General features: G+C 72.5%; 22 protein-coding genes and 1 pseudogene. 10 read left to right on the top strand and 13 right to left on the bottom strand.

Annotated features, from left to right (window positions below):
* Positions 1-28: 28 nt before the first annotated feature.
* Positions 29-925, bottom strand: coding sequence for a LysR family transcriptional regulator (locus AB0L75_RS19545; RefSeq protein WP_365182342.1), 897 nt, complete (start codon positions 923-925; stop codon positions 29-31).
* Between the two features lie 134 nt (positions 926-1,059).
* On the opposite strand from AB0L75_RS19545, the gene AB0L75_RS19540 reads away from it, so the two are divergent.
* Positions 1,060-1,410, top strand: coding sequence for a DoxX family protein (locus AB0L75_RS19540; protein ID WP_365182340.1), 351 nt, complete (start codon positions 1,060-1,062; stop codon positions 1,408-1,410).
* Positions 1,411-1,447: 37 nt separating this feature from the next.
* Here the strand turns inward: AB0L75_RS19540 and AB0L75_RS19535 are convergent, their stop codons facing one another.
* On the bottom strand, positions 1,448-2,650 hold the full coding sequence (locus tag AB0L75_RS19535) for a PP2C family protein-serine/threonine phosphatase (protein WP_365182338.1): 1,203 nt from the start codon (positions 2,648-2,650) through the stop codon (positions 1,448-1,450).
* The gene (locus AB0L75_RS19530; protein ID WP_365182336.1) at positions 2,647-3,762 is read right to left on the bottom strand and encodes an FUSC family protein; all 1,116 of its coding nucleotides are present in this window, start codon (positions 3,760-3,762) and stop codon (positions 2,647-2,649) included. The genes AB0L75_RS19535 and AB0L75_RS19530 overlap by 4 nt, the downstream gene beginning before the upstream one ends.
* A gap of 331 nt (positions 3,763-4,093) precedes the next feature.
* Between AB0L75_RS19530 and AB0L75_RS19525 the strand changes: the two genes are divergently transcribed.
* Positions 4,094-5,899 (top strand): alkaline phosphatase family protein, encoded by a 1,806-nt coding sequence (locus tag AB0L75_RS19525; protein ID WP_365182334.1) that lies wholly within the window; start codon positions 4,094-4,096, stop codon positions 5,897-5,899.
* A gap of 174 nt (positions 5,900-6,073) precedes the next feature.
* Here the strand turns inward: AB0L75_RS19525 and AB0L75_RS19520 are convergent, their stop codons facing one another.
* The 3 genes from AB0L75_RS19520 to AB0L75_RS19510 form a co-directional block, all read right to left on the bottom strand.
* Entirely contained in the window at positions 6,074-6,304 is a 231-nt protein-coding gene (locus AB0L75_RS19520) for a helix-turn-helix transcriptional regulator (RefSeq protein ID WP_365182333.1), read from the bottom strand.
* Between the two features lie 128 nt (positions 6,305-6,432).
* Complete coding sequence (locus tag AB0L75_RS19515) at positions 6,433-7,125, bottom strand: response regulator transcription factor (RefSeq protein WP_365182332.1); 693 nt, start codon at positions 7,123-7,125, stop codon at positions 6,433-6,435.
* Positions 7,122-8,348 carry a histidine kinase gene (locus AB0L75_RS19510; RefSeq protein WP_365182330.1) on the bottom strand — a complete coding sequence of 409 codons (1,227 nt, stop codon included), beginning with the start codon at positions 8,346-8,348 and terminating at the stop codon, positions 7,122-7,124. Before AB0L75_RS19510 ends, AB0L75_RS19515 begins: the two co-directional genes overlap by 4 nt.
* 137 nt (positions 8,349-8,485) lie before the next feature.
* Between AB0L75_RS19510 and AB0L75_RS19505 the strand changes: the two genes are divergently transcribed.
* Complete coding sequence (locus tag AB0L75_RS19505) at positions 8,486-10,027, top strand: nitrilase-related carbon-nitrogen hydrolase (protein ID WP_365182329.1); 1,542 nt, start codon at positions 8,486-8,488, stop codon at positions 10,025-10,027.
* Positions 10,028-10,244: 217 nt separating this feature from the next.
* Here the strand turns inward: AB0L75_RS19505 and AB0L75_RS19500 are convergent, their stop codons facing one another.
* On the bottom strand, positions 10,245-11,042 hold the full coding sequence (locus AB0L75_RS19500) for a serine hydrolase (protein WP_365182327.1): 798 nt from the start codon (positions 11,040-11,042) through the stop codon (positions 10,245-10,247).
* A 201-nt stretch (positions 11,043-11,243) separates the two neighbouring features.
* Here AB0L75_RS19500 and AB0L75_RS19495 point away from each other — a divergent pair, with 201 nt between their 5' ends.
* Both AB0L75_RS19495 and AB0L75_RS19490 read left to right on the top strand, forming a co-directional pair.
* The gene (locus tag AB0L75_RS19495) at positions 11,244-12,287 is read left to right on the top strand and encodes a permease (protein WP_365182325.1); all 1,044 of its coding nucleotides are present in this window, start codon (positions 11,244-11,246) and stop codon (positions 12,285-12,287) included.
* Complete coding sequence (locus tag AB0L75_RS19490; RefSeq protein ID WP_365182323.1) at positions 12,284-13,045, top strand: TIGR03943 family protein; 762 nt, start codon at positions 12,284-12,286, stop codon at positions 13,043-13,045. Before AB0L75_RS19495 ends, AB0L75_RS19490 begins: the two co-directional genes overlap by 4 nt.
* Here the strand turns inward: AB0L75_RS19490 and AB0L75_RS19485 are convergent.
* Positions 13,032-13,523: a pyridoxamine 5'-phosphate oxidase family protein gene (locus AB0L75_RS19485; RefSeq protein WP_365182321.1), complete on the bottom strand. Its 492-nt coding sequence runs from the start codon at positions 13,521-13,523 to the stop codon at positions 13,032-13,034. The two genes, AB0L75_RS19490 and AB0L75_RS19485, sit on opposite strands and share 14 nt — an antisense overlap.
* Before the next feature lie 435 nt (positions 13,524-13,958).
* On the opposite strand from AB0L75_RS19485, the gene AB0L75_RS19480 reads away from it, so the two are divergent.
* On the top strand, positions 13,959-14,561 hold the full coding sequence (locus AB0L75_RS19480; protein WP_365182320.1) for a hypothetical protein: 603 nt from the start codon (positions 13,959-13,961) through the stop codon (positions 14,559-14,561).
* Positions 14,562-15,064: 503 nt separating this feature from the next.
* Here AB0L75_RS19480 and AB0L75_RS19475 read toward each other — a convergent pair.
* Positions 15,065-15,997, bottom strand: coding sequence for a M56 family metallopeptidase (locus AB0L75_RS19475; RefSeq protein WP_365182318.1), 933 nt, complete (start codon positions 15,995-15,997; stop codon positions 15,065-15,067).
* A 6-nt stretch (positions 15,998-16,003) separates the two neighbouring features.
* Positions 16,004-16,387 (bottom strand): BlaI/MecI/CopY family transcriptional regulator, encoded by a 384-nt coding sequence (locus AB0L75_RS19470; protein WP_365182316.1) that lies wholly within the window; start codon positions 16,385-16,387, stop codon positions 16,004-16,006.
* A gap of 172 nt (positions 16,388-16,559) precedes the next feature.
* On the opposite strand from AB0L75_RS19470, the gene AB0L75_RS19465 reads away from it, so the two are divergent.
* Positions 16,560-17,135 (top strand): TerD family protein, encoded by a 576-nt coding sequence (locus AB0L75_RS19465; RefSeq protein ID WP_365182314.1) that lies wholly within the window; start codon positions 16,560-16,562, stop codon positions 17,133-17,135.
* Between the two features lie 134 nt (positions 17,136-17,269).
* On the opposite strand, the gene AB0L75_RS19460 is transcribed toward AB0L75_RS19465, so the two are convergent.
* Entirely contained in the window at positions 17,270-17,536 is a 267-nt protein-coding gene (locus AB0L75_RS19460; protein WP_365182577.1) for a GlsB/YeaQ/YmgE family stress response membrane protein, read from the bottom strand.
* Positions 17,537-17,779: 243 nt separating this feature from the next.
* On the opposite strand from AB0L75_RS19460, the pseudogene AB0L75_RS19455 reads away from it, so the two are divergent.
* From AB0L75_RS19455 to AB0L75_RS19445, 3 genes and pseudogenes are all read left to right on the top strand, one after another.
* Positions 17,780-18,337: pseudogene (locus tag AB0L75_RS19455) on the top strand (TerD family protein); the annotation flags it as partial.
* Between the two features lie 731 nt (positions 18,338-19,068).
* Positions 19,069-19,431 (top strand): metalloregulator ArsR/SmtB family transcription factor, encoded by a 363-nt coding sequence (locus tag AB0L75_RS19450; RefSeq protein ID WP_365182313.1) that lies wholly within the window; start codon positions 19,069-19,071, stop codon positions 19,429-19,431.
* Between the two features lie 266 nt (positions 19,432-19,697).
* Positions 19,698-21,404, top strand: coding sequence for an LCP family protein (locus AB0L75_RS19445; protein WP_365182311.1), 1,707 nt, complete (start codon positions 19,698-19,700; stop codon positions 21,402-21,404).
* A gap of 64 nt (positions 21,405-21,468) precedes the next feature.
* On the opposite strand, the gene AB0L75_RS19440 is transcribed toward AB0L75_RS19445, so the two are convergent.
* Positions 21,469-21,702 (bottom strand): hypothetical protein, encoded by a 234-nt coding sequence (locus tag AB0L75_RS19440; RefSeq protein ID WP_365182309.1) that lies wholly within the window; start codon positions 21,700-21,702, stop codon positions 21,469-21,471.
* A gap of 143 nt (positions 21,703-21,845) precedes the next feature.
* Complete coding sequence (locus AB0L75_RS19435) at positions 21,846-22,715, bottom strand: class II glutamine amidotransferase (protein ID WP_365182307.1); 870 nt, start codon at positions 22,713-22,715, stop codon at positions 21,846-21,848.
* Between the last annotated feature and the right edge of the window lie 75 nt (positions 22,716-22,790).

Raw genomic sequence — 22,790 nt, 5'->3', positions numbered from 1 at the left:
GTCCGGCCGAGGTGCCCGGCGTCCCGGTTCACGAAGGCCGTGCGAGGTCCAGACAGCAGCGGACGAAGTCCTGTACGGCCGCAGTGCCGTCGTCTGCGGGTGACCAGGCCACGCCCACCCGCGTCGGGCTCACTCCCGTGACGGGGCGGTAGACGACGCCGGGGCGGGCGTAGAACCGGGCGGCGGACTCGGGCGCGAGGGCGATGCCGTATCCGTTGGCGATGGCGCTCAGCCAGTCGTCGGGCTGTTCGGTGACCGCGCCGACGCGGACCGCGCGGCCCTCGCGCTCGTCGGCGGCCAGCCAGTGGTCGCGCCATGCGCCGGTCTCCTCGGGCGCGGCGACGAACGGCTCGTCCCACAGCTCGCGGAAGGCGATCTCGGCCCGTCCCGCGAGCGGATGCCCGCTCGGCAGCGCCACCCATCGCGCCTCGCTGAACAGCACCTCCACACGCAGTGCCGCCTGACCGGGGAAGGGCAGCCGCAGCAGCGCCGCGTCCACGTCACCGTCGGCAAGGCCCGCGCTCGGGTTGGTCCAGGCCGCCTGTCGCAGTTCGACGCGCCACCCGGGCCGCCGCCGGGCGAACTCGGCGACGATCTCCCGCGTCGCCTCATTGGCCGCGCTCGCCACGAAGCCCACGCGCAGGACCCGCGCGGCCTGCCGGCCGGTGGCCTTCGTGGCGCGCAGGGCGTCGTCCCAGGCGGCGAGCACCGCCGGGGCCCGGCGGGCTAGTTCACGGCCCGCGTCCGTCGGGGCCATGCCGGCGCGCGAGCGGTCGAAGAGCCGTACCCCGAGCTGGGTCTCCAGCTGCCGGATCTGTTTGGTCAGGGCCGGCTGGGAGACGAACACGCGCTCGGCGGCGCGGGTGAGGCTGCCCTCCTCGGCGACGGCGAGGAACGAACGCAGCAGACGTGTGTCGACATCCATTCCAGAAGGTTATAGATGCTGGTATTGGACGTCACGCCGACCGTCCGGAGAAGGTGGAGTCACCCCAGGGCCCACCTGGGAGTCACCCGTGGAACCACCCTTGGAACCACTCCCTTCGCGGAAGGTCTGCCGCCATGGAACTCGCCTGTGTGACCGTCACCTGCGCCGCCGTCCTGGCCAACGCGGGCATCGCGGCGGCCGACCTCGCGAAGGCGCCGTTCGTTCTGGCCAACTCGGCCGAGGTCGGTGTGGCGCCCACCTGGCTCCCCTCGCTGGCGCTGCTGAAGGCGGCCGGAGCGGCCGGGCTGCTCCTCGGACTGCTCGGCCTGCGCCCGCTGGGGATCGCGGCCGGTGTCGGCCTGGTGCTGTTCTACCTGGGGGCGCTGACCGCGCATGTGCGGGCGCGGGTGTTCCACAACATCGCGTTCCCGGGCCTCTTCCTCGCCCTGGCCGCGGGTGCCCTGGTCCTGACGGCGATCCGGTGACCACGGGCCGGGCCGAGGGAGAGGCCCCGGAGTCCGCTCACGGAAGGCGTTCCAGGGCGACCAGGGCCGCGTCGTCGTCGAGGTCGCCGCGCACATGCCGCACGAGGTCGCGGCGCAGCGCCGCCACCATCGCCTCCAGCGGACGTGCGGCGTGTGCGTGCACCTGCGCGGCCAGGTCGTGGAAGCGGCCCCGGCGGTCGCGGGCCTCGATGAACCCGTCGGTGTACAGCACCAGCCGGTCGCCCGGGACGAACGGCACGGTCTGGGCGACGGGCCGCGCCGCCAGCAGGTCGCCCAGACCGAGTGGTGCGCCGGGCTGGTCCGGCTCGTACGGCCGCGTCTCGCCCGCGTGGACGAGATACGGCTCGGGATGGCCGCAGTGCACGATGCGGGCCACGGGCTCGCCGGGCGGGAACTCCACGAGGAGCGCCGTGGCGAACCGCTCCGTGAACAGGGCGCCCGTGCCGCCCTGGTGCTGTACGTCCGGTGAGCTGTCGAGCGCGGCGATGTGCCGGCGGGCCCGCTCGTCGAGTTGCTCCGCCACCTTCGTCAACGAAGGATCCCGGTACGCCAGTTCGCGGAACGCGCCGAGCAGGGTGGCCGAGGCGCCCACGGCCTGCAGCCCCTTGCCCCGTACGTCACCGATCACGATCCGCATGCCGTACGGCGTGCACAGCGCCTCGTAGAAGTCGCCGCCGATCCGCGCCTCCGACTCGGCCGGCAGATACACACCGCTCAGGGCGAGCGGGCCGATCCGCGGGGGGAGGGGGTGCATGAGGGCGCGCTGGGCGGTCTCGGCGACGGAGCGGATCCGGTGCAGCTGCCGTTCCCGGCGCTGGCGCAGGGCGCACGCGGCCAGCGAGGTGAGTCCGACCACGAACAGGCTGCCCAGGGCGACGTTCGAGTCCGGGTGCCCCCAGCTGCCCGCGTCCCACTGGAGCAGCGCCGCGGTCACGAGCACGGTGAGGGCGAGCACCGCCGTCGCCCACCACGGGAGCAGTACGGCGGCGAGCACCGGGACGGCGGCCAGCACCGGTGAGACGTGCAGCCAGTCCGGGGTCAGCACGTCGGTCGCGGTGACGACCGCCGTGAGCAGCACGGGGGCCGAGGCCAGCAGGAGCGCGCGGGAGCCGGCGCGGCGGTTCCAGGGCGCCAGGGGGCGTCCCGCCGGCTTTCGGCGCGCGGAGGCGGCGGTGTGTCCGGTGGGGGTGTTCTGAAGATCGGTGGTGTGAGGAGTCATCGTCGTGGTGAGGGCCGTAGCGGGTCGAGGAGCCGGTGGGAACGGGCGGTCGGAGTGGGCGCGGGCGCCGACAGACAGGTCAGGGCCGACTCCAGCGGGCGCAGGAGACGCCGGTCCGGGGCGGCCCGCTCCGGTGCTGCCCGGTCGGGGGGACCGCTGCCGGGCGCGCCGAGCCGGGCGAGGGCCTGCCGGGCGGCGGGCAGGGCCGGGTGCGGCCGGCCGCCGCGGCAGGAGTAGGCGCACAGGGCGGTCGTACGCAGCAGGCGGGCGTACGGCTGCGCGAACGCGGTGCCGGGCCGCTCCCCCTCGGCGGCCCCGGGGTGGGTGTCCAGGAGCCGGCCCGTCGCGCCCACCTGCCCGGCCACGTCGCTCAGTGTGCGCAGCACCCGGTGGTCCAGGTGCCAGCGGCGGCGCCGGGCGGTCGGCCGGACGTTCCAGCGCATGCTCTCGTGTGCCTCGTCCACGGCGGTGCGGGCGCGGGACAGTGCCGAGTCGAGGTCGTCCTCCCAGGCCGGGCCGAGGACGTTCCGCGGCCGCTCGTGGCGCAGGACCGCGTCGGCCAGGCCTTCGAGGTGCCGGGCGATCAGCAGCCGCAGGTCCTCCAGCGCCCGCTCGGCGGACCGTACCCGCACGCTGGGGAACAGCAGCATGCTGCACGCCAGCCCGAAGGCGATGCCCAGCACGATCTCCGCGAGGTGGGTGGCCAGCTCGCCGGGGTGGCGGCCGCGGACCAGGGCGAAGGTGATCAGGGCGGTCGTCGGCACGTGCAGGCCGTAGTGACCGAGGAACCCGTGCCGGGCCAGCAGCACGGAGGCGAAGACGACGACAGCGAGGCCCGCCATGCCGGGTCCGGCGTACAGCGCGCCGGGTACGGCGACGAGAACGCCGAGCAGGCATCCGGCGGCGTAGCGGGCGGCGGCGGAGACCGTGGCCACCACCGTCGTCTCGACGATGAGGAGGGCCGCGATGGCGCCCGCGTAGGGCTCGCCGGTGTGCAGCAGCAGCGTGCAGGTCTGCCAGGTCAGCCCGGCCGCCACCGTCGCACGCGCGGCCTCGGCGCCGCCCGCCTGTCCGATCCGCCCCAGCAGAGCGGGCAATCGTGCGCTGTGCATCTCTGGTCCGTCCCCTTTCGCGGCAGATCCCACTTCGGCCGAGCGAGGTCGCCCAGGATAAACGGACAAATGGGCCAATTGCCAAATAAGGAATTTGTAGGAATGGCCGTCTCCCGTCCCGATGCGGGACGAGTGCGCCCGCGCGGCGCAGACGCTCGGGTCCACTTACTGACCGGAGGTTCGCTGGCCGCTAACTTGTCTGGTCAAGTTTGGTCGTGGTTCTTCCGCTCGACAGTGGCGGCCACTACTCATGTCCCGTTCGTTGTGCACAGTCAGGCCGTGAGGCCCTAGCCCTTCACGGCATCCTCACCAACGGGACGAGGTACCACGTATGCGACTGCGCTGGAGATCCCTCGGCGGGCTTCTCGCCCTCCACGGCGCACTGATCGTCGCCGCTCCCGGCACCGCCCATGCGGCCGGGAGCAGCGCCAACCTGATCGTCAACGGCGATGCGGAAAGCGGTGGTTACTGCACCGGCGACTGGGCGGCGGCCACCACGGTGCCCGGCTGGACCACCGAGGCCGGCGGTCCGAACGTCATGTGCCACTCCGTCGCCTCCTTCGGGCTGCCCAGCGACGGCAAGACGCCCGGCAAGGCCTTCTTCGCGCCCGGCAACTTCGGTGACGGCGCGATGAGCCAGACCGTGGACGTCTCCTCCGCGGCCTCGGCCATCGACGGCGGCGGGGTGCACTACAACCTCTCCGGCTGGCTCGGCGGCTGGACCACCTACGGCGGCAATGTCGCCGTCAGCCTGCACTTCCACGACGGCAGCGGGCGCCCCGTCGGCGCCACCGCCAAGCTCCCCACCGTGTCCGCGAGCGACCGGGGCCTGGCCACCAAGTTCCTCTCGCGCAGCTCCACCGGCGCGGTCCCGTCCGGCACCCGGTCCATCCAGGTCGAGGTGCAGTTCCTGTCGACGAGCAGCGAGACGGGCTACCTCGACAACCTCTCCCTGACCCTGGACACCCCGGTCACCGCGCCCGCCCCGCTGACCCCGCCCGTCTCCCAGGTCCCGGGCTATGACCACGTGTTCATGGTCATGATGGAGAACACCGACTACTCCCAGGTCATGAACGACCCGGCGGACACGCCGTACATGCACAGCCTGATGTCGCAGGGCGCCACCCTCACCGACTTCCACGGCATCTACCACCCGAGCGACGAGAACTACCTCGCCATCGCGGGCGGTGACACCTACACCAAGGGCGCCACGTACTTCCCCAACATCAACTCTCCCGAGCGCAACCTCGGCGACACCATCGAGGAGGCCGGCAAGACCTGGAAGGCCTACGAGCAGGGCATGGGCACCCCCTGCAACACCAAGAACAACAACGACAGTTACTACGAGCCCGACGACGCGCCCTTCATCAACTACACCGACATCAGCGGCAACGCCTCCCGCTGCGCGGCCCATCTGTTCGACACCACCCAGCTGACCACCGACCTGAAGTCCGCCGCCACCACCCCGGACTTCTCCTGGATCGCCGCCGACGACTACTACGACGGCGAGGCCTCCGGCAACGGCAACGCCACCAGCCTCAAGACACAGGACGGCTGGCTGAAGCAGACCCTCGCCCCGGTCCTGTCCTCCCCGGCCTGGACCCAGCAGCGCTCGCTGCTCGTCCTGACCTGGGACGAGAGCAGCGGCGAGGCGTACAACCACATCGCCACCACCGTCGTCGGTTCCCAGGGCACCGTCCCGGCCGGCACCAGCAGCCCGCTGCACTACGACCACTACGGCATCGGCCGCACCATAGAAGACGCGCTCGGCCTGCCGGGGCTCACCGCCAACGACACCTACGCGACGCCGCTCAACGCCGCGTTCGCGCCGTCCACCGCGACCAAGCCGACGCTCACCGGCGACCTGAACGCGGTCGCGAGCGGCGGCAATGTCACCTTCCGCTACTCGGTGCCCTCGGCGGACCAGGCCAGCGCCAAGAACTGGATCGGCATCTACCCGGCGGGCGTCACCCCCGGCAAGCAGTCCTCGCTCGCCTGGTCCTACGCCCCCAACGCCAGCGGCGCCCTCACCTTCTCCACCGGCAAACTCAGCAGCCCGGGGACGTACGACGTGTACTACCTCGCCAATGACGGCTACTCGGTGCTGGCCGGACCGTTCCCCCTGACCGTCGGCTGATCGCAGACGAGGGGCACCGGGCCCGCACGCCGCCGCCGGCGGAACAGCCCACGGATCCTCACCCCGTGCCGGCTGAATCCTCCGCCGTCTCCACGCGGCCGGCGCGTGGGCCCGGTGGCCGTACTCGAAGCGGTCACCCGGTGGCCCGGCGGGTTCCGCGGACGGGCCTGTCGGTCACAGGCCCAGGGAGATGGCCATGCGGGTCAGCTCGGCCGTGTTGGTGATGTTGAGCTTGGCCCGGATGCGGCGCAGATAGGCGTCCACGGTGTGGGTGGACAGGCCCATGTGGCGAGCGGTCTGGAGATAGGTGCGGCCGGCGGCGATGTGCCGGAGCGTCTCCCGCTCGCGCGGAGCCAGCGCGGGGGCGGGGGCCTCGGTGTGCGGCGTGGCGAGAGTGGCGCTCATGGTGCTGTCCTCCGGCGAGGTGTCTGACCGTTTAGGGCGATTTGCCCTTGTTGCTCCAGATTGATTGCCGGACGTCATCGCCCTGTCCGCCGACTGTCACAGGCGTGTCACAGGGAAGGGGAAATGGTTTACACCACGTCGGGACCGGGTCCGGCGAGACCGGCCCGATGGGCGAACAGGGCGGCCTGGACCCGGTTTTCGAGGCCCAGCCGGGTCAGGATGCGGTTGACCCGGCTCTTCACGGTCGCCTCGCTGAGCCCGAGGTCCGCGGCGATCCGTGCGTTGGACAGCCCCCGCGCGACCAGCACGAGGACCTGGATCTCGCGCTCGGTGAGCATGCCGACCTCCGGTGCCGGCGCCGGCGTGGGGGAGAGAAGGGCGGGCGGCAGCGCGGTGACGGTGTCGATCAGACGCCGGGTGACGCTCGGGGCGAGCACGGACTCGCCGTCGGCCGCGGCACGGATGGCCTCGGCGAGCTGATCGGGCCTGCTGTTCTTCAACAGAAAGCCGACGGCCCCGGCGCGCAGCGCCGCGTGCACATACTCGTCCAGGTCGAAGGTGGTCAGCACCAGCACCCGTGGCACCGGCCCAGGACCGGGCCACTCCCGGACGATCCGCCGGGTCGCCTCGACGCCGGTCGTGCCTGGCATCCGTACGTCCATCAGCACCACGTCCGGCCGTAGCTCCAGGGCCCGGGCGACGGCCTGCTCGCCGTCGCCCGCCTCCCCGACGACCGACAGGCCGTCCCGGCGGTCGACGACGAGACGCAGCGCGGTCCGCACGATCTCCTGGTCGTCCACGACGAGCACGCGTACGTTCATCCGTCCCCCCGCGCCGGGCCTGGCTCCCGCCCGGACAGTACGGCGCGCAGCCGCCAGCCGCCGTCCGGACGAGGTCCGGCGTCGAGTTCGCCGTCGAAGGCCGCCACCCGTTCCCGCATGCCGACGAGCCCGCGTCCGGCTCCGGGCACCGGACGGTGGTCCGGGGCCGGCGCGTCGTTCTCCACCTCGACCGTGAGGCGCGTCGCGTCCCCGCGTACGGCGATCCGTACGCCGACCGGGCCGGCGTGCTTGACCGCGTTGGTCAGGGCCTCCTGGACGACCCGGTAGGCCGAGACCTGCATCCCGGCCGGCAGCGCGTCGCCGGCGGGTGTCTCGCAGACACAGGTGACGCGGCACCCCGCCGAGGTCGCGACTTCGACGAGCAGGCCGAGGTGGTCCAGGGACGGCTCGGGTGCGAGGTCGCGTTCGCCGAAGGACAGCAGCCCGAGCAGCCTCCGCATCTCGGTGAGCGCCGTGTCGGCGGTCCCCGCGATCAGACCGACACCGTGCGCGGCCTCGGCCGGGTCGGGCGGGCGGGAGGTCAGCACGTCCTCGGCGGCGCGTGCCTGGAGAGCGATGGCACTCACGTGGTGGGCGACGACGTCGTGCAGGTCGCGGGCGATCCGGGCCCGCTCGGTCAGCACGGCCTGCCGGGCGTTCAGCTCCTGTTCGGCCGCGAGCCGTCTGTTGAGTGCGCGCAGGCGTTCCGCGTCGGCGTCGATCCGGCGCCGCCCGTACCCCAGCAGCCAGGCCAGGGCGAAGAAGAACGCGAACGTCGTGACACTGATCGGCTCCAGCGAGCCGAGCCGGGGCGGCTCCCAGTTACCGGTCAGGGCGTCCGTGACCGCGGCGATGGCGAGAGCGGACAGGGTGAGCGGCGCGCTCGCCGACGCCGGCGCGTGCCGGGCCACGGCGTAGACGCCGAGCATCAGCAGGAACGGCCCGGGGACCTTCTCCGGGATCGGGCCGAGCGCCTGGAAGAGGACGTACAGCGCGGTCATCGCGACGAGGGCGGTCCGCGGACGCGTGCGCCGCCACAGCAGCGGCACGGTCTGCGCGCCCCACAGCGCCACACCCCAGCCCGGCGACCGCGGGATCCGGTCCAGCACCGTGGCCATGTCGACCAGGGTGAGGCCGCCGACCCACAGCGCGTCCGTCAGACGGGGGCGGTCGGCGAGCCAGCGCCGGGCGGCTCGGGGCAGGGTGTTCACCTGGGTGGTCATCTCGGTCCGTCAGGCTAGACGACGCCCAGGACAGGGCGGATCCTCCGCCGGGCGCGCATCGAAAGATGCGTCACCGCGCCCAGGATCGGCACCTGGCCCGAGGCGCCGCCGGAGCGGCCCGCCCTAGCGTCCAGGACATGACGAACACAGCCGTACCGGCACCGCCCCACCCGACGGCGCAACCCACCGAGCGCCCGGCACGCACGCACCGGCACACATGGCTCCTGCTGCTGCTCGGCACCGGGGCGATGCTCCTCGCGGTCGGCGGCCGCTGGGACATCGCGGCCGCCGCCTGGATCTTCCCTGTCCTGCTGTTGCGCTTCACCCGGCTGAGCCGCGCCTGGTCCGGAGCGCTGTGGATCTGGCTGGCGCATCTCGGGGCCGCCGTCTTCTGGGTCCAGGAGTCGGCGATCGGCTTCAACGCCGTGGTGCTCGCCGGGGCCCTGGCCCTGGGCGCCCTGCAGACGCTGCCCTTCCTTGCCGATCGGCTGCTGGCACACCGGCTGCCACCGGCGACGGCCGCCCTGGTCTTCCCGGCCGGTGTCGCCGCCGCCGAGTTCCTGATCACCCTGCTGTCCCCGTTCGGCACGGCCTACGGCTCTCTGGCCGTCACCCAGCACGCGAACCTGCCCCTCCTCCAGGTCGTCTCGGTCACCGGCCCCTGGGGCATCGGCTTCCTCATCGGGTACGTCACGAGCACGGCCAACCGCATCTGGGACCGCCCGTCCTGGCGCGGCGGCGTCGTCTGCACCGCCGTCCTGCTGAGCGTCCTGCTCGCCGGAGGCGCCCGGCTGGCCTTCTCCCCGCCCCAGGGCACGACCGTGCGGATCGCCGGCGTCAGTCCGGCCCGCACCGTGACCGAGCGGCTGCAGACCACGCTCGACCGGTTCGCCGACGGGCCGGGCGGCGTCGCCGGGGCCCCCGCCGCGGCGGTGCGGCCCGCGATGACCGCGGTGGAGGACGACCTGCTCGCCGCGACCCGCCGCGAGGCCGCCGCCGGCGCGAAGATCGTGATCTGGCCCGAGAACGCCGTCAGGACCCAGGAGTCGCAGGAGTCCGCAGCCGTCGCCGCCGCTCGGGCACAGGCCCGCCGCTCGGGCATTTACCTGGAGATCGGAGTCCGCGTCTACAGCACCACCGCGCCCGCCTACGGCCGGGACGAGGCGATCCTCATCGACCCCCGCGGCACCGTGCTCTGGACCTATCAGAAGGCCCACCCCATCCCCGGTTCCGAGCGGTACAAGCCCGGTGACGGCCATGTGCCGGTCGTCCGCACCCCGTACGGCCGGCTCGCCGACGTCATCTGCTACGACGCCGACTTCCCGGCCCTGATGCGCACGCGCGCCGACATCATGTTCGTGCCCGCGCACGACTGGAAGGAGTACGGCGCCGCGCACACCGACAAGGCCGCCCTGGCCGCCGTGGAGGGCGGCTACTCCCTGATCCGTCAGGACGCGGAGGGCGTGTCGGCCGCGTACGACGACCAGGGCCACGTCCTCGCCACCGCCGACTACTTCACGACCGCCCGGCAGACCATGGTCGCCTACGTCCCCGTGCGGGGTGGCACCACGATCTACGACCGCATCGGCGACACCTTCGCCTGGCTCTGCCTGGCCGCGCCGGCGGCGCTCACCGCCACCGCCGCCGTCCGCTCCCGCCACCGGGCGGTGGGCCGGTGAGGAGGGGGCGACCGGTGGGCCGGTAAGGACGGGGGCGGGCGATGGGGCGGTGATGAGGGGAGGGGCGTGGGCCGGTGATGTGGGAGGCGGGCGGTGGGCCGGTGAGGACCGGGAGGGTCGCGGGCGGTGATGAGGGGGTGCGGTGGGCCGGTGACGAGGGGCGGGCGCTGGGCTGGTGACGACGGGGCGGGCCGTGGGTCGGTGGTGCCGGGGTGGTCTACGTGACGGCCTGGCGGGCCGTCCGCTCCACCAGCGAGACCCCGTCGTTCATTGAGGTGCTGCCGTTCGACAGGACCGCGACGAGATACCGGTGTCCCTTCACGGTGACCCGGCCGACGCTGTTGACGTCCCAGAGGCCGGAGGTGTTGCGCTGCAGCCAGCCGTTCTTCAGGGCCCGCGGGGAGCCGGAGGCGCCGACGGCCGAGACTCCCCAGGTCTGCTCGGGGACGACACGGCCCATGAGGGTGCGGATGTAGGACCGGGACTGTGCGGTCAGCGCGGTGGAGCCGGACTCCTCCGTCGTCGCGCCGTCGAACACGGCCCTGAGCAGCCGTATCTGGTCGCTCGCCGTCGTCCGGGTCAGCCCCCACCTGCCGTCGGGCCCGCCCGTGGTCGAGGTCAGCCCGAGCCGCTTGTTGGTCGCCGCCAGCCCGGGGGCCCGACCGATCTCCCGCCAGAGCGCGTCGGCCGCCGTGTTGTCGCTGCGCTCGATCATCGGCTCGGCATGGCCGCGCTCCTCGGCGGTGAGCTGCCGACCGGTGTCCTGTGCCTTGAGCAGCAGCGCCGCGAGGATGTCGACCTTGACGATGCTGGCGGTGTCGTACGCGCTGTCCGCTCCGTGCACCACGGGGGTGCGGCCGTCGCCGTCCAGGTCGAGCACGGCCGCCGTGGCGTGCGGGGCGGCGGCCGCGGCCGGTGCCGGGTGCACCGTGCCGGCCGAGAGGAGGGCGGCGACCGAGGCCAGAAGGACGCCGGTCCTTGTGCGTGCCGTGGAGGGGGAGAGGCGTGACGACATGGGCCGAACGTAGACAAGACCTGCTCCGCGCGAAGTGGCAGCCGTCACCTTCGCTCCTGGTGAGGGCGAATTGTGAGAAGAGCCACCGGCGCCACCAATGGGCGTATCGCGATTCATGGGTTGGTCGTGCGGCGGCGTGTACGCACGGCCGGACCGCATGGCTCGCTTATCGTCGGCCAGACACCGACATCCGGAGTGATAATGGAAAAAACGGATGAAATGGTTGGTGTGGCCGAGGGCGTGGCGGTCGCGCCCGTCGGTTCGCCGCCGCTGCGCCGCATCCGGCCATGGCGGCTCGGCGCCGCCCTCGCGCTCACGGCCAGCGCCGCGGCCGTACTCCTCCTCCTCGGCGGCGCGCGGTGGCTGAACCAGCCTGCCGTCCAGGCCTGGCGCACCGTCTGCCTCGCCATCACCGTCCAGGCACTCCCCTTCCTCCTGCTCGGCACCGCCCTGTCCGGCGCCATCAACGCCTTCGTGCCGGCCGAGCTGTTCACCAGGATCCTGCCCAAGCGGGCCGCCCTCGCCGTGCCGGTCGCGGGCGCCGCGGGCGCGGTGCTGCCGGGCTGTGAGTGCGCCTCGGTCCCGGTCGCCAACAGCCTGATCCGACGGGGTGTCACCCCGGCCGCCGCCTTCGCCTTCCTGCTCTCCGCGCCCGCCATCAACCCCGTCGTGCTGACCGCCACCGCCGTCGCCTTCCCCGGCAACCCCGCGATGGTCGTCGCCCGGCTGGTCGCCTCCCTCGCCACGGCGGCCGTGATGGGCTGGCTCTGGCTCTGGCTGGGCAAGGAGAGGTGGCTACGGCCCGTCCTGCGCCACCAGCACACCGGCCACCGGCACGGCCGCAGCCGCTGGAACGAGTTCCGGCTCGGCTTCCAGCACGACTTCCTGCACGCCGGAGGCTTCCTCGTGCTCGGCGCCATGGCCGCAGCCACCTTCAACGTCGCCGTGCCGCGCTCCGTCCTCGACACCTTCTCCGGCTCACCCTGGCTGTCGGTGCTCTTCCTGGCCGGGCTCGCCGTGCTGCTCGCGGTGTGCTCCGAGGCCGACGCCTTCGTCGCCGCCTCGCTCACCGGGTTCTCGCCGACCGCTCGGCTCGCGTTCATGGTGGTCGGCCCGATGGTCGACCTGAAGCTGATCGCCCTTCAGGCGGGCACCTTCGGACGGGCCTTCGCCTGGCGGTTCTGCACGGCCACCACCGTCGTGGCGGTCGCCGCGAGCGTCCTGATCGGAGGCGGTCTGCTGTGAAACGCCCTGCCCAGAGCGTCCTGCTGACCCTGACCGCCCTCGGCCTGCTGCACGCGGCCCTGTTCACCGACACGTATCTGCGCTACGTCAAGGCAGGCCTGCGACCGCTGCTGATCGTCTCCGGTGTCGTCCTGCTGCTGCTCGGCCTGGCCGCGGCGGCCGTACGCGGTGAACAGCGGCACGCGCACCACGACGACCACGAACCAGGCGACGACCTCGACCACGCGCACGGGCACGACCACTCCGGCGCCCCGCGCATCGCCTGGCTGCTGTTCCTCCCGGCGGTCAGCCTGCTCTGCTACGCGCCGCCCGCCCTGGGCGCGTACACGGCGGCACGCTCCAGCGCCAAGCCGGTGGCGGTGCAGAGGACGGGATTCGCCCCGCTGCCCGCGACCTCACCGCTGCCACTGACCCTCACCGACTTCACCAAGCGCGTCCAGCAGGACCGCAGCCGCGCCGTCAACGGCCGCATCGTCCAGCTCACGGGCTTCGCCACCCCGGCGGAGGACGACGACGGCTGGTACCTGACCCGCATCATCTTCACGTGCTGCGCGGCCGACTCACAGACCGTCAAGATCCGTGTGTACGGCACCGAGGCGCCACCCGCGAACACCTGGCTCGCGGTGACCGGCACCTGGCATCCCGAGGGCACCCTCGGCACGAAGACCGCGCAGGCGGCCCTCGACATCAAGGGCACCCGCGAGATCGCCCAGCCGGTGAACGCCTACACCGACGACCTGCCGCTCACGCCGTCCTAGCCGTCGTACCGGACCGATCGCGTCCCGCCCGGCGCGGCGCATCCGACCCCTCGGTCAGGAGCACGCCCGTGACCAGGCAGGGGCGGATGCGCACGGCGTGGTCCATGTCCTCGTGCGGCGCCCAGGGCGTGAGCAGCGTCCGGACCCGGGCCAGGTCCGCGGGATCGGTGACGAGCCGGGCACGGCCCGTGACGACGACGCTCCAGCCGAGGTGCGTCTCCGGATCGATCGCGTCGGCCTCGTAGGCGACGACCACGCCCTCGCCGCCGTCCTGCCGGGTGCGCGCGGTCAGCGCCGCGCCCTCATGGGTGCGGATGACGATGTCGCCGTCGTCCAGGACATGGCTGACCGGACGGACGGTGGGCAGCGCCTGCCGGGTGAAGACGATCCTCCCCAGCCGCACGGTGCCCAGCAGCCGCAGCGCCTCGACGGGGTCGAGGTCGATGCGCCGGTGCGCGTGCTCGTCGTCACGGGTCATGGCCGGCTTCATTCACTGGCTTCATTCGCTGGCTTCGTTCGTGGGTGCGTGTCCGACTCCTCGCCGGTTCCGGACCCCGGGCGCGCGGTACCCCGCCGGGGGCGGAGCGGCACCGCGGGGGAATCGGTGCCGCTCCTGATCCCCACTGTCGCGCATCCCACGCCGTCCACCCAGTGCCCTTCGGCCCTCGGCCGCGGGGCCGGATGTCCCGACCTCGCTGGTCGGCAGGGGTACGGCACCAGGTCGCCGGCACCCGCTGCGGCACTCACCCCGCCACAAGCCGGAATGAGGTGCACGATGGTGTCGTGACACTCGACGGCCGGGTTCGGGAGACCGCCCCGTCCCCGCTCGTCGCCCGCCCGGCGTGAGCCTGCCCGGCGCGGCGGACGTGGAGTGTGCGGCGAAGCCGCCGGTGCGCGAGAGGAGGCGGTGACGATGAACCGGACACCTCCCACGACGATCACCCGGGTGCGGCTGTGGCGCTGGCGACGCAATCAGCTCAGGCGGCACAGCGATGTCGTCGAGGCCTGGATCGTCCTCGCGACCTGGGTGCTGGCCGTCCTCGGCGGCGCCGTCGCCGGACTCGCGGCCGCCCAGAGCGCCGACGCGGCGTTCTCCGCCCGGCAGGCCCGGGTGCACGCCGTGTCCGCCGTGCTCACCGGCAGCGCGGCGACTACCCCGACCTCCGGGAGCGGCTACGACGACGGCCGGGTGTGGGCCACCGTGCGCTGGACGGACACCCACGGCGCCGTGCACACCGACCGGACCAAGGTCCAGCCCGGCGCGCCCGCCGGATCCCAGGTGACCGTGTGGACCGACCCCGCCGGCCACGTGGTCTCCGCGCCCGTCACCGGCGCCGCCGCCGACCTGCAGGCGGCCCTGACCGGCGCGCTCGTCGCCCCCTCGGCAGGGGCGGCCGTCTGGGGCGCGGGTTGGCTGGTCCGCACCCGGCTGATCCGGAGGCGCATGGCCGAGTGGGACGAGGAGTGGAAGCAGATAGGGCCCCGGTGGGGGAACCTCAGCGGCGGACGAGGCTGAGGGCGGAAGCTGAGGGCGGGAAGGGCCACCCGCTTCTCGCGGATCCGGATTGCGCGGTGCACGGCACTGAGGCCGCTTCCCCGCGTCTGTTCTCGGTCCTTCCCGCCACTACCAGCACACCACGGAAACCGCCGTACCACCAGGCCGGGCGCGTCGTCGTACGACGCCGTCCGCCGGTTCGTACAGCCTCCGGGTCGCTCCCGGGCGTCCAGTTCATGATCAGCCGACCGGCAGGCGACGACAGCTAGCGGCGGCTCGCCCTGACCGCGGACAGCACGGCCGACCTCGTGGCGCACGGCGACCTGGCCGAGGGAAAGTGAACCGGGCTTCCGCCGCGCGGTGTGCCGGACCCACACCGTGGCGAGGTATCCGCCGACCCCGGCGGTCAGCAGCCAAGCGCACAGAACGAAGACCCCCATATGTCCCGTTCCCCCCTGTCCTGGTGCGGTCGGGCCCGGTGACGGCGTCAGAGCCGTGTGGCTCGGCTCCTCGCCGACCGGCCGTCAGAGCGGGGTCGCCGCGTGCAGCAGGAGCAGGAGAGTGAGCGCGGAGTTGGCCGAGAACATCGCGGAGAGGGCGGCACCGGCGGCCGCGGTCCACAGCGCCAGGCCCACCGTCGTGAAGACGGACGGCCAGGCGCGTCCGGTCGGCGCCGGACCGAGGAGCGCGGCGACCCGGCGGGGGAGCGGTCCGGGCGCGGCCAGCGCGGCGAGCGAGGGCGCGGGTGCGGCGCGGGAGACGAGCGCGGCGGTGCCGATCGCGCGGGCGACGGCCTTGCGGCTGCCGACGGCCCGGGCCGCCTCCTCGTCCGCCCAGCGCTCCGCCGTGTAGGCGACCGCCGTCCGCAGAGGCCGCAGGAACGGGTTGGCGCAGGCGGCGAGTTGGACGAGCAGCAGATGCCGGTGGTGGCGGGCGGCGAGATGGGCGCGCTCGTGCGCGAACAGCGCACGGCGCTCGCGGGACGGGAGGCAGTCGAGCATCCCCGAGGACACCACGATCCGCTCGCGCGGGCCGCCCGGCAGGGCGTAGGCGTACGGCGTGGCGTCGGGCAGCACCGCCACCTGGGTGTGCGGGAGCCCGCGCAGCGCCGCGTGGGCGCGTCGCCGTACCCGGTGGTGCCGCAGCAGGGTGCGGGCGCAGGTCGCCACGACCGCGAGCAGTGCCGGGATCGCGGCCTTTCCGGCCACCTCGTGCCGGGGCACGCTCTCGCGCACCTCGGGGTCCGACCAGCCGTCCGGCAAGGGATTGCCGGGCAGTTGGGCGGTGCCGACGACCATCAGCAGCACCAGACACACCGTGCTGCACAGCGCCATCACCGTGGCGACGCCGGTCAGCAGCACGGTGGCGTTGCGCGGATGCAGACGCTGCTCGGCCAGGCGCGCGATGGGCCAGGCCGTGAGCGGCAGGACCAGAGGGAGGAAGACGAAGATTCCCATGTGTGCTCAGTCCTCGTCGGCGGCCTGGTCCAGCAGTTCGCGCAGCAGCCGCTCGTCGCCCTCCGGCAGCGCGGTGATGAAACTCGCCAGCACCGCCCGGCGGTCCTGCTCGCCGTCCAGGACCTTGCGCATCTTCAGCGCGGCGAGACCCGCCTCGTCGGCGGCGGGCAGCCACACGAACGACCGGCCCTCGCGCCTGCGGGTGACGGCGTTCTTCGCCAGCAGGCGCGCGAGGACCGTCATCACGGTCGTGTACGCGAGGCCGGCCGCCAGGTGCTCCCGCACCCAGCCCGCGGTCACCGGCGCCCCCGCCTCGTGCAGCGCCGCGAGCACCCGTGTCTCCAGCGCACCCTGCGCCCTGCGCCGGCGGCGCGCATCGGGCTCCGTCACCCGCTGCCTCCCTTCTGCCGAGCCTCGCCTCTCTGCCGGGCCCCGCCTCAACCTCTCGTGCCGGAGGAACGTCACATCGTACAGAGCGGACACCCGTAACTTCTACAGTGTTGTAGATTCGAGAGGGGTCCGGGACACGGATCCGAACCGATCGTGTGTGGAGGGACGAACCATGGGTGTTTCCCTGTCCAAGGGCGGCAATGTGTCGCTGAGCAAGGAGGCCCCCGGCCTGAGCGCGGTGGTCGTGGGCCTGGGCTGGGACGTGCGGACCACCACGGGCGCCGACTTCGACCTCGACGCCTCCGCCCTGCTGCTGAACGGCGGGGGCAAGGTCGTCTCCGACCGTCACTTCGTCTTCTACAACAACCTCACCAGCCCGGACGGTTCCGTCGAGCACACGGGTGACAACCTCACCGGCGAGGGTGAGGGGGACGACGAGGCCATCAAGGTGAACCTCGCCGCCGTACCCGCCGAGGTCGACCGGATCGTCTTCCCGGTGTCCATCCACGACGCCGACGCACGCGGCCAGAGCTTCGGCCAGGTGCGCAACGCGTTCATCCGCGTCGTCAACCAGTCCGGCGGCGCCGAACTCGCCCGCTACGACCTCTCGGAGGACGCCTCGACCGAGACGGCGATGGTCTTCGGCGAGCTGTACCGGGCCGGCGCCGAGTGGAAGTTCCGAGCCGTCGGCCAGGGCTACGCCTCCGGACTCGCGGGCATCGCGGGCGACTTCGGCGTCAACGTCTGACGCGACACGGCCCGGGACCGCCTGCAGGGCGACTCGTCCACCGGCCCTGGGCAAGCCCGCCGCGCAGTGGTCGCTCCAGGCTCTGCTTCCCGGGCCCGCCGCTCCTCGGTGGGCGGCGGGCCCGGGAAGCGGGGTCAGTCGCGGGAGTTGCCGAACAGGACGCGGTAACCGATGAGCAGCACCAGGGAGCCGCCGATCGCCGCGCCCCAGGTGTAGAGGTCGAAGAAGTGCTTCTCCACCGGGCGGTCGAGGAAGCGGGCGGAGAGCCAGCCGCCGAGGAAGGCGCCGGCGACGCCGATCAGGGTGGTGCCGATCAGGCCGCCCGGGTCGCGGCCGGGCAGCAGCACCTTGGCGATGGCTCCGGCGAGCAGGCCGAGGATGATCCAGCCGATGATGCCCACGGTGTTGTCCTTCGGTCGGGTCGGGATCCAGGCCGGTGCGCCGGTCGCCGACACTTGGGAGTGCCTGTTTGCCCAAGCCTAGGGGTGGTTGGGTCACTCCAGGCAGGGGACTCCGGCCCCCGGTGATGAGCCGTAGAGGTTCTGCTACATGATTAAGACCTTGCGCAACTGGGGAACTGAAGAGGGCCCAGAAGCGTCGATCATGATGAACGCGGTAAGTGTGAGCGTCTGCGGAGGACGTGGATGAGTGTGTCCCTGACCAAGGGCGGCAATGTGTCGCTGAGCAAGCAGGCCCCGGGGCTGACCATGGTGACGGTCGGGCTGGGCTGGCAGGCGAACACCGGGTGCGACCTGGACGCCAGCGCGCTGCTGTGCGACCAGTCGGGCAAGGTGCTGTCCGACGAGCACTTCGTCTTCTTCAACAACCTGAGCAGCCCCGACGGTTCGGTCCGCCATCTGGGCGGCGGCGGCCCCGTGGACGGCGACGACCAGCGGATCCAGATCGACCTGACCAGGATCCCGGACCGGGCCGAGAAGATCGTCTTCCTGGTGTCCCTCTACGGGAGCGCGGGCCACGGCCAGTCCTTCGGCCAGGTGCGCCGGGCGCACATCCGCGTCCTCGACCAGGACAGCGGCGTCGAGCTGGCCCGCTACGCCCTCGCGTCCGGCGGCCTGTCGACGGAGACCGCGCTGGTCTTCGGCGAGCTGTACCGGCACGGCGCGGAGTGGAAGTTCCGCGCGGTCGGCCAGGGTTACGCCTCGGGGCTCGTCGGCATCGCCACGGACTACGGAGTCGCCGTGCTGCACGAGGAGCCTTCGGCGCCGAGCCCGCCCCCGGTCCCTGCCGCGCCGCCGGCCGCCGGTATGTCCAAGCCGCCCGCTCCGCAGAACCCGCCGGTCGCCGCACCACTGGCCCCGGCGTTCACCACATCTCCACAACCCACCACTGGGAGTTCCACTGTGACCTGCTTCTTCGACCCCAACCACGGCCCGGGCGCCACGACCGTGACCTGGTCCCCGCAGTGGGGCGTGCCTCGGCCGGTCCAGGTCTGCGGTGCCTGCGCGCAGCGCGTGCAGACCACGGCACCGCCGTTCTACACCCCGCCCCAGCAGGGCTATCCGCAGCCCGTGGCGCAGGGCTATCCGCAGCAGGGTTACCCACAGCAGGGCTACCCGCAGCAGGGGTACGCACAGCCGTACGGGGAGCACGACCACCAGCAGGGCGGCGGCCGGCGCTTCGGTACGGGCGCGCTCATCGGCGCCGGCGCGGCCGGCCTCATCGGCGGCGCGCTGCTCAACGAGGCGTTCGACGACGACGAGCCCGAGGTCGTCGTCAACAACTACTACGAGGACTGAGTCCTCTCCCACCCCTTCTTCTCCCACCCCTTCTTCTCCCGCCCCTCCCGCTCTCCCCCCTTCCACTCTCGCCCCTTCCGCGGACCGTCGTGCGCGCCCGGGCGCCGGAACCGGCCGCCTACACTGGGTGGGCGCGTGTGTGTCGGCAGTGACGCGGGCGGGGACGGGAGAAGACTGTGACGGAGAACGCCGCCGGCTTCGAGGACCCGTCTGCCGAAGTGCTGGCAGAAGCCGCCGCGGCGTTCGGTCTGCTCGCCTCCTCCGCCCGGCTGCATCTGATGTGGGCCCTGTCGCAGGGGGAGAGCGATGTCACACATCTCGCCGGACGGGTGGGCGGCGCGCTGCCCGCGGTCAGTCAGCACCTGACGAAGCTGAAGCTGGCCGGACTCGTCCGCTCCCGCCGCGAGGGCCGGCGGCAGGTGTACTACATCGGCGACCCCGACGTCGTGACCCTGGTCCGGGTCATGGTGGGCCAGCTGACCACGCGCTCACGGCACGCCGCCACTCCCGCCCACGCCCTGCGCCGGGCCGGCGGCTGAGCACTGCGTTCTTATATCCCGTTCTTATATATGGCGCGTAGACTCCCGCTCCCGTACCGGCCCGGCTCCGCACAGCGGTTCCATGACATGCCTCACCTGTGAATCGTGTGTGTATCCGTGCTGTTCGGGACGCAGGTTTGTTAGATTGCGCAATTACGCAAGCAAGGCGGAGCGACACGCTCCGCTCGCCCGTACATCGCCGCGCGGGCCGGGCCGTACACCCCACGGCCAGGTCTGACGGGCCCGACCGTTCATGGGAGTGGGAGATGAGCGACCCGTGGGACGGGCCCTCCGGGCAGGCCACGCGCAGCCGTAACGCGCGGGTACCCGGACAGCGAGCGGCCGAGCCCGACGGGGCGCGTCCATCGGGCGGCCGGGCTGCGGCCCGGGCGGCTGCCCGTGCGCGCGGCGGCAAGCGGGGGCGCCGGACCCGCCAGACGGGCCGCACCCGGAAGGTGCTGAAGATCATCGGAATCAGCCTGTCGGTCATCATCATGGTCACGGCCGGTGCGGGCTGGTGGTTCTACGAGCACCTGAACGGCAACATCCACAGCGTCGCGCTCGACGGCAAGGGCGGCAGCGAGAAGGCCGACGCCTTCGGCCGCACCCCGATCAACATCCTGGTCATGGGCTCGGACGGGCGTACCAGCGCGGAAGACTGCAAGCTGGGCGGCGGCTGTTCGAAGACTGGCGTGCAGACCGGCAGCAACGCGGACGTGGAGATGGTGCTGCACATATCCGCCGACCGCTCCAACGCGACGGTGATGAGCATCCCCCGTGACACCATGACTCGGGTCCCGGCGTGCCAGGACAGTGAGTCGAGCCAGTCGACGTCCGGCTACTACGGGCAGATCAACAGCGCACTGCAGTACGGCCCCGCCTGCCAGGTGGCCACCGTCCACCAGCTCACCGGCATCCCCATCGACCACTTCGTCAAGCTCGACTTCTCCGGCGTCGTGAAGATGTCCGACGCGGTCGGCGGCGTCTCCGTGTGTGTCAACGACAACGTCTACGACACCTACTCGCATCTGAAGCTGTCCAAGGGCGACCACACGCTCAAGGGCGAGGCGGCGCTGGAGTTCGTCCGCTCCCGGCACGGCTTCGGCGACGGCAGCGACCTCGGCCGTACGACGACCCAGCACATCTTCCTCAGCGCGATGATCCGCAAGTTCAAGAGCGCGGGCACCCTCACCGACCCCACCGCGGTGTACGGTCTGGCCGATGCCGCGACCAAGGCGCTGACCGTGGACGACGGCCTGGGCACCGTGCGGAAGCTGATCTCGCTGGCCTCGGACGTGAACAAGGTGCCCACGAAGCGGATGACGTTCACGACGATGCAGACGGCCGCCGACCCGAACAACAAGGACCGCCTGGTCGTGGGCGCGGGTGCCAAGACCCTGTTCTCCACCATCGCCAACGACCAGTCGCTGACCACCGGCTCCGGTGACAAGTCCGCGGCGGCCTCGGCGACCGCGAAGGCCACCGCCCCGGCCGTGCCGGCGGCGCGGATCGCGGTCACGGTCGAGAACGGCACCTCGGTCACCGGCCGCGCCTCGGACATCGCGTCCGCGCTGACCGACCAGGGCTTCAGCTCCGCCACGACCACGGCGAACGCGCCGAGCCCGGCGGCGACGACCACGCTGAGCTACGGCACCGACCAGAAGCCGGAGGCACAGACGGTCGCCAAGGCGCTCGGCCTGTCCTCCTCGCACCTGAAGCAGGGCACCGGCACGGGCCTGACCCTGGTGATCGGCAGCGACTGGAACAGCGGCTCCAGCTTCCCGGGCGGCAACTCCTCGCCCGCACCGGCCGACACCCACGCCGCGGTCGGCGGCGCACACGCCTCCACCGCCGATCAGGCCAAGACCTGCGCCAAGGTCAGCCCCTATCGGACCGTCACTGTCGACGGCGTCTCCATGACCCCGGCCCAGGCCTACGCGGCGGCGCGCGGCAAGCCCGACTCCGACGCCTGACCGGCGGGGGCGGATTCGGCGCACCGGTCGTCCAGTCGCCGACCCGGCCGAGCCCGCCCGCCGGTCAGGGGCTGGCTACGTCGAAGCCGTACCGCAGGGGCTCGGTGGTGACCGCGTAGTCCCGGCGGTACAGGTACACCGCCTCGGCGCGGATGCCGCCGGGCGGTGCGGCCTCGATCGGGCAGGGGCAGGTCACCTGGATCACGCGCGGCCGGTCGGAGACCTTCATCCGCACCCCGTCCGCCGGCCCGCCGTCGAGCACGGCGGTCTCCCAACCCGTCACTTCGGTAGTCTCCACGACGGAAAGTTTAAGGCTTGCGCAAGTCTTGAGGTCGTGAGGCGGGTCACTGCCGGGCGTACGGCGTCGATTCGGCTCGACCGAGCAACTGATCGCGTACGCAAGGAGGCTGAGGTCCCCGCTGTCGAGGGCCTGCGTCGCCGTCACGCGGGCCGTTGGGAGGCCGCCGCTTCGGGACGCAGGTCGGACAGGGTGAGCGGGTGGGCCGGTGGATCGGGCAGGGCGACGCGGGAGGTCACCTCGTGTTCGGGGCCGACATGGAGCAGCTCGCCCGGCCGGATGAGCTGCCAGTGCGGGCTCTCGTCCATGCGCTCGCTGGCCACGACGACGGAGGCGACGTCGCCCAGATGCGCCGAGCGCACCCGCAGACGACCGCCCCGGCCGGTGTGGTCCAGATGCCGCGCTCCCTGGTGGCCGCCGGCCGGGCGCCGCAGGACATACAGCTCGTGAGTGGCGGGATAGCGCAGGGCCCACAGTTCTCGCGCGGTGACGAGGACGATGTTCAGCGCGTACAGGGGCAGGTTCGCGGCGACCCAGCGGGCCGCGGACGCGATGCCTGCGGACACGTCCCCGCCGTGCGCCGCGGTCTCCCGGGTCACCAGGGCGAAGAAGCGCTCGGAGTCGGTGTCGCCGTGCACCAGTGAGCGGTCCTCGCCCAGGTGGCGGTCGAGCCGGTCGAGCCCCTCGATCACACCGTTGTGCGCGAACAGCCGCCCGTGCAGCTCGAAGGGGTGGGTGTTGCTGACGTCCAGCCCGCCGGTGGAGGCGTACCGGATGTGCGCGAGGAAGGTGGCCGACTCCACCTCCCGGGCCTCCTGGGCGAAGGCGCGGTCCTCGTAGGCGGCGATCGGCGCCTTGTGCACCTCCGGAGTGCCGTCCGCGTCGAAGTACCCGAGCCCGGTGCCGTCCGGTTCGCGGTGACTCTGCGCGCTGAGACTGTCGGGGGCGTCCAGCAGCCAGAACGTGGCGTGCGTGCGGATCGGGGAGCTGATCAGCCCGAACAGTCGGCACACGGCAACCTCCCAGTCACCCGTACTCGCCCGGCCCGGTCCCCGGGCACCCGGACGACCATCGTCGCGCGCGGCGGC

The organism is Streptomyces sp. NPDC052101, from assembly GCF_040680235.1.
GTDB lineage: Bacteria > Actinomycetota > Actinomycetes > Streptomycetales > Streptomycetaceae > Streptomyces.
This window is presented reverse-complemented; position numbering and strand designations above follow the sequence as displayed.

Coding starts and splice junctions, on each gene's coding strand:
- AB0L75_RS19545 (WP_365182342.1), bottom strand. CDS start 925: ATGGATGTCGACACACGTCTGCTGCGTTCGTTCCTCGCCGTCGCCGAG.
- AB0L75_RS19540 (WP_365182340.1), top strand. CDS start 1,060: ATGGAACTCGCCTGTGTGACCGTCACCTGCGCCGCCGTCCTGGCCAAC.
- AB0L75_RS19535 (WP_365182338.1), bottom strand. CDS start 2,650: ATGACTCCTCACACCACCGATCTTCAGAACACCCCCACCGGACACACC.
- AB0L75_RS19530 (WP_365182336.1), bottom strand. CDS start 3,762: ATGCACAGCGCACGATTGCCCGCTCTGCTGGGGCGGATCGGACAGGCG.
- AB0L75_RS19525 (WP_365182334.1), top strand. CDS start 4,094: ATGCGACTGCGCTGGAGATCCCTCGGCGGGCTTCTCGCCCTCCACGGC.
- AB0L75_RS19520 (WP_365182333.1), bottom strand. CDS start 6,304: ATGAGCGCCACTCTCGCCACGCCGCACACCGAGGCCCCCGCCCCCGCG.
- AB0L75_RS19515 (WP_365182332.1), bottom strand. CDS start 7,125: ATGAACGTACGCGTGCTCGTCGTGGACGACCAGGAGATCGTGCGGACC.
- AB0L75_RS19510 (WP_365182330.1), bottom strand. CDS start 8,348: ATGACCACCCAGGTGAACACCCTGCCCCGAGCCGCCCGGCGCTGGCTC.
- AB0L75_RS19505 (WP_365182329.1), top strand. CDS start 8,486: ATGACGAACACAGCCGTACCGGCACCGCCCCACCCGACGGCGCAACCC.
- AB0L75_RS19500 (WP_365182327.1), bottom strand. CDS start 11,042: ATGTCGTCACGCCTCTCCCCCTCCACGGCACGCACAAGGACCGGCGTC.
- AB0L75_RS19495 (WP_365182325.1), top strand. CDS start 11,244: ATGGAAAAAACGGATGAAATGGTTGGTGTGGCCGAGGGCGTGGCGGTC.
- AB0L75_RS19485 (WP_365182321.1), bottom strand. CDS start 13,523: ATGACCCGTGACGACGAGCACGCGCACCGGCGCATCGACCTCGACCCC.
- AB0L75_RS19480 (WP_365182320.1), top strand. CDS start 13,959: ATGAACCGGACACCTCCCACGACGATCACCCGGGTGCGGCTGTGGCGC.
- AB0L75_RS19475 (WP_365182318.1), bottom strand. CDS start 15,997: ATGGGAATCTTCGTCTTCCTCCCTCTGGTCCTGCCGCTCACGGCCTGG.
- AB0L75_RS19465 (WP_365182314.1), top strand. CDS start 16,560: ATGGGTGTTTCCCTGTCCAAGGGCGGCAATGTGTCGCTGAGCAAGGAG.
- AB0L75_RS19445 (WP_365182311.1), top strand. CDS start 19,698: ATGAGCGACCCGTGGGACGGGCCCTCCGGGCAGGCCACGCGCAGCCGT.